Raw genomic sequence first — 13,183 nt, forward strand, 5'->3', positions numbered from 1 at the left:
GGTTCATCTGCCTTTTTTCACTTTGCGTGCTTATCCTGGAGACAGGTTGTTGGACTTCGTGTAGGGTTGCCCTCGAATGTAACCATTATTCGTCTTAGGGATAAGACGAAAAGTCTGAGAATACGTAACTGTCTATGAGCTCTGTATCTCCACCGCGTGAATACTTTCTTGACTCCATCCGCGCATGGCTGATGTTGTTGGGGATCCCATTCCATATCTCATTGATCTATTCCACACACACCTGGCACGTGAACAGTGCAGAGTCGTCGTTGTGGCTGACCCTGTTTAACGATTTCATCCATGCGTTTCGCATGCAGGTTTTTTTTGTTATTTCGGGTTATTTTTCCTACATGCTTTTTTTACGCTATCCATTAAAACGTTGGTGGAAAGTGCGTGTTGAACGCGTGGGGATCCCGATGTTGACCGCGATTCCATTGCTTACGCTACCGCAATTTATCATGCTGCAATATGTGAAGGGAAAAGCAGACAGCTGGCACACTCTCAGTGGATACGATAAATACAACGCCCTTGCCTGGGAGCTTATTTCTCATCTGTGGTTTTTACTGGTCCTGGTGGTATTGACGACCGTGAGCTTGTGGGTGTTCACCCAAATGAAAAAAGCACAGGAACGCGCAGAGGAAAACCGAGCTGCCCCGGTATCAATGGTGAGGATAACGCTGATTTTTGCCTTGCTCGGCGTGGGGTATGCCGCCGTCAGACGGACCATTTTTATCCTCTACCCTTCTATACTCAGCGACGGCATATTTAATTTTGTGGTCATGCAAACGCTGTTTTATGTGCCTTTCTTTCTGCTCGGCGCGCTGGCATTCATCAACCCCAATCTGAAAACGCTGTTCACCACCCCCTCGCGTGGCTGCACGCTAGGTGCGGGAATCGCTTTTGTGGCGTACCTGCTTAACCAACGCTACGGCAACGGCGACGCCTGGATGTACGAAACCGAATACGTGATAACCATGGTGATGGGACTGTGGATGGTTAACGTTGTCTTTTCGCTCGGCTATCGTTTATTGAATTTTCAGTCAGCCCGCGTCACCTATTTTGTCAATGCATCGCTGTTTATCTATCTGGTGCACCATCCGTTAACGCTGTTTTTCGGCGCGTATATCACACCACATATCTCATCGAATCTGCTGGGCTTTCTCTGTGGACTGCTGTTTGTGGTCGGGATTGCGGTGATACTGTACGAAATTCATTTACGTATACCGGTGCTGAAATTTCTGTTTTCAGGAAAACCGCCGATTAAGCAGGACAAAAACAAGGCCGTTGCCGGTTAGCTTTCACGATGGGGTTCAGAGCAACCATTCAATCGGTAGTACGGATGCCAGCTTCACCAATACCCGCTTCCAGAATCTGGTGGCGGGTTCTTTTTTCAGCACCTGCTCAGCGCCATGCTGGCGGTCAACCCAGTTAACCCGCCCCCAACGGTCGAGACGCAATTGCCAGGCAACATCATACTGACTCTGCATAAAACGGTTATGAATCAGCGCAGCCAGGGTTTCGCTTTCAATCACAAAACCCATTTCGGTATTGAGCAACGTGGAGCGCGGATCAAAATTAAGCGAGCCGATAAACACTTTACGCCCGTCAATGCTGAACGTTTTAGCATGCAAACTGGAACCCGAATTACCGGTTAATCCGCGGTCGTGAACGTCCGTGGTGCGATCGCGTGTCGGTTTAAGTTCATATAATTCCACACCATAACGCAGCAGTTTTTTTCGCCAGCGCGCGTAGCCTGCATGGACAATCGCCACATCGTTCGCTGCCAGCGAATTGGTTAAAATAGCAATCTTTACCCCTTTTCTCACCAGACGTAGCAGCTGCGCCACGCCCGCTCGGGTGGGTACAAAATAGGCGGAAATAATATCAATACGCTCGGTGGGTGAGCCCATAATATCAAACAAGCGCTGGGGTAATAGCGAATGGCGCGGTGCCTTCCCCTCGCCTTTTACCGGGTCGTCGCTGAGTAGGCGCGTTTTGGCCCAAATGAGCGGCAACGCCCCCTGATCGAGGCTGGCCATAAACTGGCTGGTTTCCAGCTTATTCAGATAGCGGCGGGTCATTTCATCGTTATACCAGGACTCGGGCTGGTCAATTCGCTGGGTTGGTTCTGGTTCAGACAGTGAGAGCACTTTTTTGAGTGTAGAAACGGACTGACATTGCCAGTAACGTTCAAAGTCATCCGCGACCTCTTTAACCACAGGCCCAACGGCCATGACATCCAAATCAGAAAAAAGCGGTTGTTCACCAACGCCAAAATAGGCATCACCGATATTGCGCCCACCTACAAGCGTCACCACCCCGTCGGCGGTATAGCTTTTATTGTGCATGCGACGGTTAAGTCGGGCGAAATCGGTTAAATAGCCCACGGCACGTAGTATGCGAAAAGAGAAAGGGTTAAACAGGCGGACTTCAATGTTAGGGTGGTTATCCAGTAATTGCAGCGAATCATCCAGACCCGGCGTATTGTTGTCGTCCAACAGTAAACGGACCCGCACTCCACGTTTTGCCGCAGCCAGCAATACCGAAAACAGCAGCAGCCCGGACATGTCGTTCTCCCAGATGTAATACTGCACATCCAGAGTGCGTTCCGCCATTTCGGTTAATCGATAGCGGGCGGCGAACGCATCCAGACTATCATCCAGCGCAAGAATGCCGCACAGTTCAGGATGGCTGGTGCACAGGGGAGTAATCGCACGCTCAAGTCGCGTCATATCAGGCCAGGTTATCATCACCCTGCTGGGTGAGTAATCGTGTATAAAGTTGGGCCATTTCTTCATCAAAACACACGAAGTAAATGTGCTCCGGTAACGCACGGCGAGTCGTAAACTTCAACACCGTATTCACGGCTATCTCTGCTGCTGCAGCGCGCGGGTAACCATACACTCCAGTACTGATCGCTGGGAAAGCAATGGATTGATAGCCATTGGCTAAAGCCAGTTGCAACGTATTTAAATAAGCATCTTCGAGCCGTTCAGCTTCATGATGATCGCCCCCTTGCCACACCGGTCCCACGGTATGGATCACCGCCTTAGCAGGAAGATTACCCGCCAGAGTGATCACCGCATGGCCAGTCGGACATTCTCCCTGCTGCTGGATAACCTGTTTGCAGGCTTCCAACAGTGCAGGACCGGCAGCACGATGAATGGCTCCATCCACGCCGCCGCCTCCCAATAGTGACGAATTGGCGGCATTGACGATCACATCAACAGCGATCGTCGTAATGTCGCCCTGTAATACGTGAACACGCGATTGCATAAATTTCCCCTGACAAAACACCCTCTACTCAGTGTACAGCAGGGTTTTCCAGGAAATCTCAATTTTTAACGATGCCCGTGCATATCTACGCCAGAACGGTTCATTTATATTCAATGTTAAGAATAGCGAGATTTTTTTGCTCGTTGAGATAATGCATTTTCACCGCAGCTATTTGCTTAACACTCTGGGGGGGCATCATCACCTGTTGCGTGTTAAAGCGGCTACTGTGCGTTTTGCCGTCACGTATACATGACATTTCAATCTGTTGTTGATGGGTATTGACTTCACAAGGCGGTTCCACTATTTCGCCGCGAAAATGAATAATCCCACCATTTGTGATTTGTTGAGCGCTTACCGAGACCGTAAAAAGAGAAAAAACACCTATACCAATACTTAGAATTCTGTTCGCTAAAGTGCACATAAAGGCTCCTCAATGATTAACCATCTTGAGAGATCGGTATGATCCTTCACCGCTGCGATTAACGACCCGATAAAAACATATTCACGTTTCTATATTCATAGAACAGCAATGCGCTCTCAGCCACACCCGTTATGCAAATACTTCAACACATCAAGAATGGCTGGATGAATCTGGCCACTGTTTTGAGAGATGCAGGGACTGTCCATCCGAAACGGTGACCACAATTTTGACCGAATCCCCAGCGGAAATATTAAAGCTCAGTTTGGTTAATTCAATCGGTCGATTAGCGGGGACCGAAAGGCTTGTTTTCTGCTGCGTTTGGCTTTGCCCCCCCTTCCCTTGACGTATGGCGAGAACTTGAACCTTACACACGCACGGCTGAGTTAACGTTACCTGAGGGATAATGGTGTACATTTCACCTTGTTGGGTTGTATTGAACGTGATTTGATTTGATAGCGCGGCAATAAGTAATAGCGTATGCATGATATTCTCCCGAAAAAAAACAGGGCTTTCGCCCTGTTTATTCTCAGTCAGAAGACTGAATTAATGTTGGTTAGCGGTGGCGTTGTTGCCAAAACCAACCTGACGAACCAGAACATTGGAGTCAGACGCTGTCTGATTAACCACTGCGCCGTTGCGACCACCGTATTGGGTCACGCTAATATCAGCATTTTTAGCATTCCACTGATTAATGTCAGCGCTGTTATTGAAGCCAGTTTGTTTCAGACTAATGGTACTGTCATCAGCACCTTGTCCGACGGTTGCCCCGTTACCACGACCGTGCTGGGTGATGGTCACATCGGATTTACGTGCATCACTTTGCAGCGCATTCGCAATGTTGCCAGAACCATACTGGTAAATACTCATTGAAGAGTCCGGGCCATTGTTATTACCACCGCCATGATGATTGCCGCCCCATTGCGGAACAACACCAGCCAGAGCACTGCCAGAAACTACGATTGCTGCGAATGCTGCCACTTTTAAAAGTTTCATGGTAAACCCCCATCGGATTGATTTAAACGTCGTTAATGGATTAGCGTTGAGTTACGCGAATGGCCATTTGCGACTGTCTCTGCACCACAACTGCTGTTTTTTGTGTACCGTACTGGGTAATATTTGCTTTATTACCAGAGCCTTTCTGGATAATAACCGCCGTATTACCGTAAGAGCCTTGTTTAATACTCGCATCATTGGAACTACCCGCCTGATCAATATATGCAAGATTATATGATCCTGTCTGATCTATTCTAGCCCGGTTACCTGCGCCGTCTTGAGAAATAACAGACAATAGCTTCGAGCCCGATTGGCGTGTATTTGCACTGTTCGCAGTACCAACTTGACCAATAATGGCTGCCTGATTAAATGAAGACTTGCTTAATTCATTTACCGCAAAGTTATATTCTGAATTAGCCATATCATAACTTGTTGCGGATGCAATCCCAGGCACACCCAGCATTGTAAACATCATAAATAACAACTTGTTTTTCATGTTGTCACCCTGGACCTGGTCGTACATGAAGTTAAATTATTTACCACTCAAGTTTTGTTGTTAACGTGACTTATTTTTGTTAACGCCGCGTTACGATGAAGAGTATGTCCGTTGAAACATTTTAAATAACTCACCCACGAGTGGTATTTTTATATCCAGATTCACCCCAAAGTACTAATTAACAGCCAATAACGCTGTTATCTGTATAGATTTTATTTCTGGTTCAGCGTGGGGCTTGCATTTCTATGCAGTAACATAAAAAGGCCGTCTTCAACGCATTCAGGGCCTCTCAGCGCGTTGTCTTGATAGTCATTGGCACAAGTCGTGACAAACATCATTTTTTTCTATCGAAAATTGTTCAACGTAAAGTGAGACAAAGAATTAAGAAATCATTAGAATACTAAAACTAAAGAACTATAAATAAAAACCTTTAAAATCAATAAATTGATATAATTTGTATGATTTTTTAAATCTGTGCAATAACAGTAAAATGTACAACTTTCCTATCAAATCTAAACTCAATAAAAACCTCAAAATCACATTTTAATATATAAATTTACATTATGTAACAAGTTTAACACTTGCTTTAAGATTTGTAATAGCTAGATTGAAATCAGTTGAAGTCCATTTGTTTTAATATTTTCACCCCTTCGGGTCGATATTTTATTTCTACACAGCAGTGCAACGTCTGTCAGTACTTCTGGTGCCTCTATTTTAGTAGAGGCAGCTGTCAGGTGTGCGACTATAAAAGTGGAGTTTCATCATGTTTAATGAAGTCCATAGTATTCATGGTCATACATTATTGTTGATCACTAAACCGTCTCTGCAGGCAACTGCATTATTGCAGCATTTAAAGCAATCGCTGGCGCTCACCGGAAAACTACATAATATTCAACGTTCTCTGGACGATATTTCCGCCAGCTGCATTGTTTTACTGGATATGATGGAGGCAGATAAAAAACTGATCCATTACTGGCAAGATAACTTAAGTAGAAAAAACAACAATATAAAGACGTTATTGTTGAATACACCCGATGATTATCCTTACCGGGATATTGAAAACTGGCCGCATATCAATGGTGTGTTTTACGCAGCAGAAGATGAACAGCGTGTTGTGAACGGGTTACAAGGCGTTTTGCGGGGTGAATGCTATTTTTCACAAAAGCTCGCCAGCTACCTGATCACACATTCTGGAAACTACCGTTACAACAGTACAGAGTCGGCATTACTCACGCATCGTGAAAAAGAAATCCTTAATAAACTGCGTATCGGCGCCTCAAATATTGAAATCGCACGCTCACTGTTTATCAGTGAAAATACGGTAAAAACACATCTTTATAATCTTTTCAAAAAGATAGCTGTTAAGAATCGTACGCAGGCGGTCTCGTGGGCTAATGATAACCTCAGGCGATAAAGCCATGAAACGCTATTTAACCTGGATTGTGGCAGCAAATTTATTCCTTGCTGCCGGGAATCTACACGCCGCTGTAGAAGTGGAGGTTCCCGGACTGTTAACCGACCACACTGTCTCTTCGATCGGGCATGATTTTTATCGTGCATTTAGCGACAAGTGGGAAAGTAAGTACACAGGAAACTTAACTATCAATGAAAGGCCCAGTGCACGTTGGGGAAGTTGGATCACCATAACGGTCAATCAGGACGTTATCTTCCAGACTTTTTTATTCCCGACAAAACGAGACTTCGACAAAATCGTGGTCTTCGCACTGGCTGAAACTGAGGAAGCATTAAATCGCCGGCAAATAGATCAAACACTATTAAGCACGAGCGATTTAGCGCGCGATGAATTCTAAAAAATGATTTTGTCCGGAGGCTTTCATGCGTGTCAAACATGCAGTGGTTTTGCTCATGCTAATTTCACCATTAAGTTGGGCCGGAAACATGACGTTCCAGTTCCGCAACCCAAATTTTGGTGGCAACCCTAACAACGGCGCTTTTTTGCTGAATAGTGCGCAGGCGCAAAACTCATATAAAGACCCGAATGGTGATGATTTCGGTTTTGAAACCCCATCAGCACTGGATAACTTTACCCAAGCTATCCAGTCGCAAATTCTCGGTGGCCTGCTCACCAATATTAATACCGGCAAGCCGGGCAGGATGGTAACCAATGAATTTATCATTGATATCGCCAACCGAGATGGACAACTGCAGCTCAATGTCACGGACAGGAAAACGGGGAAAACGTCGACAATAGAAGTGTCGGGTTTGCAAACACAGTCAGCCGATTTCTAAGTTATAGCCACGAAAGGAAAAAATCATGCAGCGCTTACTTATTTTGGTTGCAGTATTTTTACTCAGCGGATGCTTAACCGCCCCGCCACAAGAAGCAGCTAAACCGACATTAATGCCCCGTGCCCAAAGCTATAAAGATTTGACGCACCTGCCAATGCCTACGGGTAAGATCTTTGTGTCGGTTTACAACATTCAGGATGAAACAGGTCAATTCAAACCTTATCCGGCAAGTAACTTCTCAACCGCCGTTCCGCAAAGCGCCACAGCTATGCTCGTCACCGCATTGAAGGATTCACGCTGGTTTGTACCATTGGAGCGCCAGGGATTGCAGAACTTGCTTAACGAACGCAAAATTATTCGTGCGGCACAGGAAAATGGCACTGTTGCAGTGAACAACCGTATTCCGCTTCAGTCTCTGACCGCCGCGAACGTTATGGTAGAAGGGTCTATCATCGGTTATGAAAGCAACGTTAAGTCTGGTGGGGTAGGCGCGCGTTATTTCGGTATTGGCGCAGATACGCAATACCAGCTTGATCAGATTGCGGTTAACCTGCGTGTGGTTAACGTCAGCACCGGCGAGATCCTTTCTTCGGTAAATACCAGTAAGACTATTCTTTCCTATGAAGTACAGGCTGGGGTATTCCGCTTCATTGATTACCAACGTCTTCTGGAAGGTGAAATCGGTTATACCTCTAACGAGCCGGTTATGCTTTGTCTGATGTCAGCCATTGAAACCGGGGTCATTTTCCTGATTAATGACGGGATTGATCGCGGGTTATGGGACTTGCAGGACAAGAAACAGGTCGATAACGATATTCTGGTTAAATACCGTCATTTGTCAGTACCGCCGGAATCCTGATACCCGATATAAAGAAACAATGCGAAAAGCGTGAGGGTAACCTCACGCTTTTTATTATTTATTGGTCAACGAAGGTGATACTCGATTTTCACGGCGGGACGCCAGCCACAGTCCACTGTTCTTCATTGCATAGCCAAACACCAGTCCTACAGCCAGAGAAGGCAGAACCAGCCGCCAGTCCCCCTGCCCTGCAAATGTTGCACATGCACCGATAAACGTGCCCGGCACAAATGAAAGCAACCATTGCTTTGCCTGGATGCACATTAAGAACGCGACAATACCGGTTATGACATAACCGATGATGTCCACATGCGAGGCAAGAGCACTACCGTTAATAATCACCAACGCCCACACCACACCGCTTAGCAGCGTACACGCTGAAATCCACAGCCCTTTCAGCCCACCCTGCGGACAGGCAAAATAGGCTGTACAACCCAAAAAACCCGCCCAACTGAGCAAACCAAGAGAAACGGCCACCCATCCCCAGATCCCGGAGAGAATGCCCGTTGTGATTGCAATAGAGAGAAGTATGTTCATGCCGCGCATCTTAGCAGAAAAACGGCATGAGAATGAGATCGTGCACACATTTTATGCAAGACGACAAATTGCGTTGCAGTATAAAGTGACTTATCTCACACTTACTCTTCTGTATCTTCCTGCAGTTCATCCCACATGGCACTCAGTGCATCACGCGTCAGCGGTGCCATAGTACGCCAGAATGGTGTACTGGCATGCGCTTCCACTTTGCCAAGGAACGTACCACACCACGGGAGCAGATACTCAGTAAATAACGTTTCCAGCGCTTCACTTTCATCTTCAGCAGACTGGTCTTCAAGCCATGACGCAGCCAGCAGCAAGGTACCGATATGATCAGCAGGCGTATCCGCCAGCGGCATACCACGCGCAGAAAGGAATGCGCGAACGTCGGATTCCTTAGCGCCTTCAACCCATGCACTGCGGTAAGGCGGCACCGCACACTCTTCGCCGACAAACAGCGCGTTGTAATCCGCAGCCAACTGCGGCATGTCACAGCTTTTCTGTAAGCGGGCCAGCAGTTCATCTTGCTCCAGAGGCCAGCTTGCAGACAGTTTACCTTCACTGATCAAGGTAAATAGGGGAACCAGTAACGGGTCCTGCGGTTGGCGGTAAAACAACGATCCCAGGACACGGCACAGGATAGAAAACTCGTTCATTGATGTATTCCAGTTAGTCACAATTAAAGTTCAGCAAATTCCGCGATAGGCTCCATGCCGCGCGATTCCAGAAACGCCAGCAAACGTTTCGGCGATACGTTCAAAATTCTGTCTTCCGGGAAGTTCACATCATCCAGAATCTTACGACACTCACCAAATTCCCCTAGTGTAAAGGCAGTATGGGAATCCGATCCTAAAGCCACCCAACCTCCGGCGTCACGAACCGCTGCGGCGACCGCACGGCAGTTGTCTTCACTGCCCTTGCGTGAATGAAGGAATGAGGAGTTATTGATTTCCAGTGCAACCTGGTATTTCGCCGCCGCCTGCGCAATGGCGGTAATATCTACAGGGTATTTCGGATTTCCGGGATGGCTGATGATGTGTACATTGCCACTCGCTATTGTGGCAATCATCGCCTGGGTATTGGTTTCTTTATCGTGTGGTGCAAAAACCGGTTCATGAAAGCCTGCAATGATCAAATCCAGAGAGGTAAACATCGGACCGGAACAGTCGATTTCACCTTCAATATTCTTAATATTCGCTTCAATACCGCGGAGAATTCCCACCCCGTTCACAACACGTGGCCAAATACGCATATTAATAAAGTGCCAGTGATGCGGGGCATCTGCCATGTCTGGCCCGTGATCGGTGATGGCGAACAGCTTGATGCCTTTGCGTTTAGCTTCAGCGATATAATCACTCAGAGTACTGTAGGCGTGGGTGCTGGCGACGGTATGCATATGCAGGTCAACGGGATACATAATTCTCTCCTGTAGTCATTTTTGGTCAAGGATAGCAGGTATCGCCGCCATTAATCCCCTAAATAATTCGAGTGGCAGGCAGGCGGTAAGGGAGTAAATCCCGATGAGCTTACTTCAGTAAGTGATTCGGGTGACGACCGTAGCCAACGCACATGCAACTTGAAGTATGACAGGTATTTTAGTCGAAACCCGGCGCTGGCCGGGTTGGCATTAGTATCCCCGCACGCGATCGACCTGACCCGTCACGGCTTTCCCACTTTCAAGATTTAAAATTGTACGCGAGATATAGTCGACGGCTTCTGCAGGACGCGTTACGGCGGCAATATGCGGCGTCATCGCCACGCGTGGGTGTTTCCACAGAGGGTTATTCTCCGGCAGAGGCTCGCTGCTGTAGACATCCAGCATTGCCCCTTTCAGTTTCCCTGCGTTAAGTGCTGCCAGCAGATCGTCTTCTTTCAGATGCACTCCGCGCGCCAGGTTAAGCACGTACGCACCATCCTGCAATTGACTCAGCAGCCCGGCGTTAATTATGCCTACCGTTTCTGCCGTATTCGGCAAAAGATTAATCAGCACCCGCGTTTGATTTAGGAACGCCCCCAATTCTGCGGTGCCGGCAAAGCTTTCCACACCTGGCCAGGATTTACGTGTCCGACTCCAACTGCGTAGCGGGAAGCCCCACGCTTGCAGACTTTCAGCCACTTTAGCCCCTAACACCCCTGCCCCCATAATCCCGACGGCAAACTCCTCGCGGGTATACTCTTGCAACGGTTGCCATTTTGACTGGCTTTTGAGTTCCTGATAATCATCAAAGCGACGAAACCAGTGCAGTACCTGACTCACCGCGTATTCCTGCATTTGCAGGCCCATTCCGGTATCTTCCAGACGGAAAAGCGGGATTGACGCATCCAGCATTTCAGGATGGGCTTTTAGCTTGCTGAGGATAGAGTCTACGCCAGCGCCCAATGCGAACACAGCTTTTAGCTTACGGCCCGCCAGCATTTCAACCGGTGGATGCCAGACGAGAGCATAATCGGCATGCGCGTTATCACCCCGCTTCCATTCACGAACGTTTGCGCCTGGGATTGCCTTAGTCAACGCCTTCAGCCACCAGGCCGTATCGAATGTCGGGTGATAGAACATTATTTCCATATTGACTCCTGAATAGTGTTATGCGGAACTTTCTCGCACTTATAATCATCATTTTCCGAGGGAACTTCAGAATAGCAAATTTTAGGATGCTGGCAAAAAAAGCAATTCTCGTTTATTTAAGCTTCATGTTGCTTGAAGTTTGTGTAAATGCACGTTTTTTTGAAAAAGTAGATTGACGCCGGGGCGGTATTTCCCCTACATTAGCGCCCGTTCCGCTAACGCAGGAACAACAATACGGTGAGGTGTCCGAGTGGCTGAAGGAGCACGCCTGGAAAGTGTGTATACGGCAACGTATCGAGGGTTCGAACCCCTCTCTCACCGCCACATTTAAGAAAGAGCTCGTACGCAAGTACGGGCTTTTTTTTCGCCTGTTGCACGGCCAGACTCTAAACCGGATTGATGAAAATAATAACGACTTTGATACAGCACAGGTAATTTACTGGAGCACACAAAAAATGCTCCTCTGATAAAAACAAAGCCCGGTTTCCCGGGCCTTGAAGACGAAGAACATATCAGTTGTAAGCATTAAGCGTCCGCTGACAGAGCGCCGAGCGAACGCAATCATCTTTATTGAAACGAACGATTCCAACCATGTCATCTTCTTCGAAGCGGGCTAGCGCATCGTTTAGCCCGGATCGTACATGCGCAGGTAAATCGCACTGGGTAATATCCCCGTTAACAATCACCGTCACATTCTCCCCGAGGCGAGTCAAAAACATCTTCATCTGCGCAGCCGTCACATTCTGAGCCTCGTCAAGAATGACAACTGCATTTTCAAATGTCCGTCCGCGCATATAGGCAAACGGCGCGATTTCTACCTTCCCAATCTCAGGTCGCAAGCAATATTGCATAAAAGAGGCCCCCAGACGTTTTACCAGCACGTCATACACCGGGCGAAAATAGGGAGCAAACTTCTCAGAAACATCACCAGGTAAGAAGCCGAGATCTTCATCAGCCTGCAGAACTGGACGGGTTACAATGATCCGATCCACATCTTTGTGGATCAGGGCCTCTGCTGCTTTTGCCGCGCTGATCCAGGTTTTACCACACCCGGCTTCACCGGTGGCGAAGATCAGCTGTTTGCTCTCGATAGCATTCAGGTAGTGCGCCTGAGCTTCATTTCGCGCCATGATGGGTGTGACATCACGACTGTCACGCGCCATGCCAATCGCTTCTACGCCGCCCATCTGCACAAGCGAGGTGACCGATTCATCTTCGCGTTGCTTATGGCTACGCGAATCCCGTCTCAGCACACGTTTTGCTTCACGACGAGCTTTGATCACTGCTTTTTGTCTTCCCATGGATAGCACCTTGAGTTGTAGGTATACATCACACGCGCCGCCTTCGGCACGATTATGCGCACGAACATCTGAGGTTTGGCTTCCTTGTAAGCCATTGCTTGCCTTTGGATAAGACACCACACACGGCTACGCGCACCGTACAGGGTGTCAGTAACACGGATAAGATGAGGAAGAGAGAGGAATTCAGCGGTGACGAGATGGCTACCGGAAGATAAACGTCCGCGTAAGGAAGTATGGATGCTTTGAAATACCAGTCCAATACAGGACGTTACCATTCGCGATCTCCATAGTGAATGACTATCACTGCCGGGAACTACCGCTGTTACTTATAAGTACAACAGAATTTATTTTCAATGCAACAATATTTTTACTTATTGTTAACTAAATTCCATCTTATCGTCGTGTACAGTCTCTTGCAGAGAGATGACAGAATTATTTCAGCACAGCAGACATCACGAAAAATAATTTTTTCGTTCATCAATCT

General features: G+C 47.5%; 16 protein-coding genes and 1 tRNA gene. 6 read left to right on the forward strand and 11 right to left on the reverse strand.

The window, feature by feature from the left end; translation table 11 throughout:
* Positions 1–134 precede the first annotated feature (134 nt).
* Positions 135–1,295: a glucans biosynthesis protein MdoC gene (mdoC, locus tag E4Z61_RS08500; RefSeq protein ID WP_135322383.1), complete on the forward strand. Its 1,161-nt coding sequence runs from the start codon at positions 135–137 to the stop codon at positions 1,293–1,295.
* A gap of 15 nt (positions 1,296–1,310) precedes the next feature.
* Here the strand turns inward: mdoC and E4Z61_RS08505 are convergent, their stop codons facing one another.
* From E4Z61_RS08505 to csgB, 6 genes are all read right to left on the reverse strand, one after another.
* Positions 1,311–2,798, reverse strand: coding sequence for a phospholipase D family protein (locus E4Z61_RS08505; protein WP_135322384.1), 1,488 nt, complete (start codon positions 2,796–2,798; stop codon positions 1,311–1,313).
* The gene (gene ymdB / locus E4Z61_RS08510) at positions 2,734–3,276 is read right to left on the reverse strand and encodes an O-acetyl-ADP-ribose deacetylase (RefSeq protein ID WP_135322385.1); all 543 of its coding nucleotides are present in this window, start codon (positions 3,274–3,276) and stop codon (positions 2,734–2,736) included. Before ymdB ends, E4Z61_RS08505 begins: the two co-directional genes overlap by 65 nt.
* 100 nt (positions 3,277–3,376) lie before the next feature.
* Complete coding sequence (locus E4Z61_RS08515; RefSeq protein ID WP_135322386.1) at positions 3,377–3,697, reverse strand: type 1 fimbrial protein; 321 nt, start codon at positions 3,695–3,697, stop codon at positions 3,377–3,379.
* A gap of 150 nt (positions 3,698–3,847) precedes the next feature.
* Complete coding sequence (gene csgC / locus E4Z61_RS08520) at positions 3,848–4,180, reverse strand: curli assembly chaperone CsgC (protein ID WP_135322387.1); 333 nt, start codon at positions 4,178–4,180, stop codon at positions 3,848–3,850.
* Between the two features lie 60 nt (positions 4,181–4,240).
* Positions 4,241–4,690, reverse strand: a complete 450-nt coding sequence (gene csgA / locus E4Z61_RS08525) for a curli major subunit CsgA (RefSeq protein ID WP_135322388.1) — start codon at positions 4,688–4,690, stop codon at positions 4,241–4,243.
* 40 nt (positions 4,691–4,730) lie between these two features.
* Positions 4,731–5,186, reverse strand: a complete 456-nt coding sequence (gene csgB / locus E4Z61_RS08530; RefSeq protein WP_135322389.1) for a curli minor subunit CsgB — start codon at positions 5,184–5,186, stop codon at positions 4,731–4,733.
* A 763-nt stretch (positions 5,187–5,949) separates the two neighbouring features.
* Here csgB and csgD point away from each other — a divergent pair.
* Genes csgD through csgG form a run of 4 tightly spaced genes read left to right on the forward strand, consistent with a single transcriptional unit; the run spans position 5,950 to position 8,295 of the window.
* Positions 5,950–6,600, forward strand: a complete 651-nt coding sequence (csgD, locus tag E4Z61_RS08535; RefSeq protein ID WP_135322390.1) for a biofilm master transcriptional regulator CsgD — start codon at positions 5,950–5,952, stop codon at positions 6,598–6,600.
* Between the two features lie 4 nt (positions 6,601–6,604).
* The gene (gene csgE / locus E4Z61_RS08540) at positions 6,605–6,997 is read left to right on the forward strand and encodes a curli production assembly/transport protein CsgE (protein ID WP_016152600.1); all 393 of its coding nucleotides are present in this window, start codon (positions 6,605–6,607) and stop codon (positions 6,995–6,997) included.
* Positions 6,998–7,022: 25 nt separating this feature from the next.
* Entirely contained in the window at positions 7,023–7,436 is a 414-nt protein-coding gene (gene csgF, locus E4Z61_RS08545) for a curli production assembly/transport protein CsgF (protein ID WP_135322391.1), read from the forward strand.
* 25 nt (positions 7,437–7,461) lie between these two features.
* Complete coding sequence (csgG, locus tag E4Z61_RS08550; RefSeq protein WP_135322392.1) at positions 7,462–8,295, forward strand: curli production assembly/transport protein CsgG; 834 nt, start codon at positions 7,462–7,464, stop codon at positions 8,293–8,295.
* Positions 8,296–8,349: 54 nt separating this feature from the next.
* On the opposite strand, the gene E4Z61_RS08555 is transcribed toward csgG, so the two are convergent.
* The 4 genes from E4Z61_RS08555 to ghrA all read right to left on the reverse strand — a co-directional run bounded on the left by E4Z61_RS08555 (position 8,350) and on the right by ghrA (position 11,398).
* Positions 8,350–8,832 (reverse strand): DUF1097 domain-containing protein, encoded by a 483-nt coding sequence (locus E4Z61_RS08555; protein WP_135322393.1) that lies wholly within the window; start codon positions 8,830–8,832, stop codon positions 8,350–8,352.
* A gap of 101 nt (positions 8,833–8,933) precedes the next feature.
* Positions 8,934–9,488, reverse strand: coding sequence for a TorD/DmsD family molecular chaperone (locus tag E4Z61_RS08565; RefSeq protein ID WP_135322395.1), 555 nt, complete (start codon positions 9,486–9,488; stop codon positions 8,934–8,936).
* A gap of 23 nt (positions 9,489–9,511) precedes the next feature.
* Positions 9,512–10,249 carry a phosphatase gene (locus tag E4Z61_RS08570; RefSeq protein ID WP_135322396.1) on the reverse strand — a complete coding sequence of 246 codons (738 nt, stop codon included), beginning with the start codon at positions 10,247–10,249 and terminating at the stop codon, positions 9,512–9,514.
* 210 nt (positions 10,250–10,459) lie between these two features.
* Complete coding sequence (gene ghrA, locus E4Z61_RS08575) at positions 10,460–11,398, reverse strand: glyoxylate/hydroxypyruvate reductase GhrA (RefSeq protein WP_135322397.1); 939 nt, start codon at positions 11,396–11,398, stop codon at positions 10,460–10,462.
* Positions 11,399–11,634: 236 nt separating this feature from the next.
* Here ghrA and E4Z61_RS08580 point away from each other — a divergent pair.
* Positions 11,635–11,722 (forward strand) — tRNA-Ser (locus E4Z61_RS08580).
* Positions 11,723–11,910: 188 nt separating this feature from the next.
* Here the strand turns inward: E4Z61_RS08580 and phoH are convergent.
* The gene (phoH, locus tag E4Z61_RS08585) at positions 11,911–12,699 is read right to left on the reverse strand and encodes a phosphate starvation-inducible protein PhoH (protein WP_205746888.1); all 789 of its coding nucleotides are present in this window, start codon (positions 12,697–12,699) and stop codon (positions 11,911–11,913) included.
* Positions 12,700–13,183 lie beyond the last annotated feature (484 nt).

Source organism: Citrobacter tructae (genome assembly GCF_004684345.1).
In the GTDB taxonomy this organism is placed as follows: domain Bacteria; phylum Pseudomonadota; class Gammaproteobacteria; order Enterobacterales; family Enterobacteriaceae; genus Citrobacter; species Citrobacter tructae.

Excerpts from the sequence above, each read along its gene's own strand:
- mdoC (WP_135322383.1), top strand. The coding sequence starts at position 135 with ATGAGCTCTGTATCTCCACCGCGTGAATACTTTCTTGACTCCATCCGC.
- E4Z61_RS08505 (WP_135322384.1), bottom strand. The coding sequence starts at position 2,798 with ATGAAGAAATGGCCCAACTTTATACACGATTACTCACCCAGCAGGGTG.
- ymdB (WP_135322385.1), bottom strand. The coding sequence starts at position 3,276 with ATGCAATCGCGTGTTCACGTATTACAGGGCGACATTACGACGATCGCT.
- E4Z61_RS08515 (WP_135322386.1), bottom strand. The coding sequence starts at position 3,697 with ATGTGCACTTTAGCGAACAGAATTCTAAGTATTGGTATAGGTGTTTTT.
- csgC (WP_135322387.1), bottom strand. The coding sequence starts at position 4,180 with ATGCATACGCTATTACTTATTGCCGCGCTATCAAATCAAATCACGTTC.
- csgA (WP_135322388.1), bottom strand. The coding sequence starts at position 4,690 with ATGAAACTTTTAAAAGTGGCAGCATTCGCAGCAATCGTAGTTTCTGGC.
- csgB (WP_135322389.1), bottom strand. The coding sequence starts at position 5,186 with ATGAAAAACAAGTTGTTATTTATGATGTTTACAATGCTGGGTGTGCCT.
- csgD (WP_135322390.1), top strand. The coding sequence starts at position 5,950 with ATGTTTAATGAAGTCCATAGTATTCATGGTCATACATTATTGTTGATC.
- csgE (WP_016152600.1), top strand. The coding sequence starts at position 6,605 with ATGAAACGCTATTTAACCTGGATTGTGGCAGCAAATTTATTCCTTGCT.
- csgF (WP_135322391.1), top strand. The coding sequence starts at position 7,023 with ATGCGTGTCAAACATGCAGTGGTTTTGCTCATGCTAATTTCACCATTA.
- csgG (WP_135322392.1), top strand. The coding sequence starts at position 7,462 with ATGCAGCGCTTACTTATTTTGGTTGCAGTATTTTTACTCAGCGGATGC.
- E4Z61_RS08555 (WP_135322393.1), bottom strand. The coding sequence starts at position 8,832 with ATGAACATACTTCTCTCTATTGCAATCACAACGGGCATTCTCTCCGGG.
- E4Z61_RS08565 (WP_135322395.1), bottom strand. The coding sequence starts at position 9,488 with ATGAACGAGTTTTCTATCCTGTGCCGTGTCCTGGGATCGTTGTTTTAC.
- E4Z61_RS08570 (WP_135322396.1), bottom strand. The coding sequence starts at position 10,249 with ATGTATCCCGTTGACCTGCATATGCATACCGTCGCCAGCACCCACGCC.
- ghrA (WP_135322397.1), bottom strand. The coding sequence starts at position 11,398 with ATGGAAATAATGTTCTATCACCCGACATTCGATACGGCCTGGTGGCTG.
- phoH (WP_205746888.1), bottom strand. The coding sequence starts at position 12,699 with ATGGGAAGACAAAAAGCAGTGATCAAAGCTCGTCGTGAAGCAAAACGT.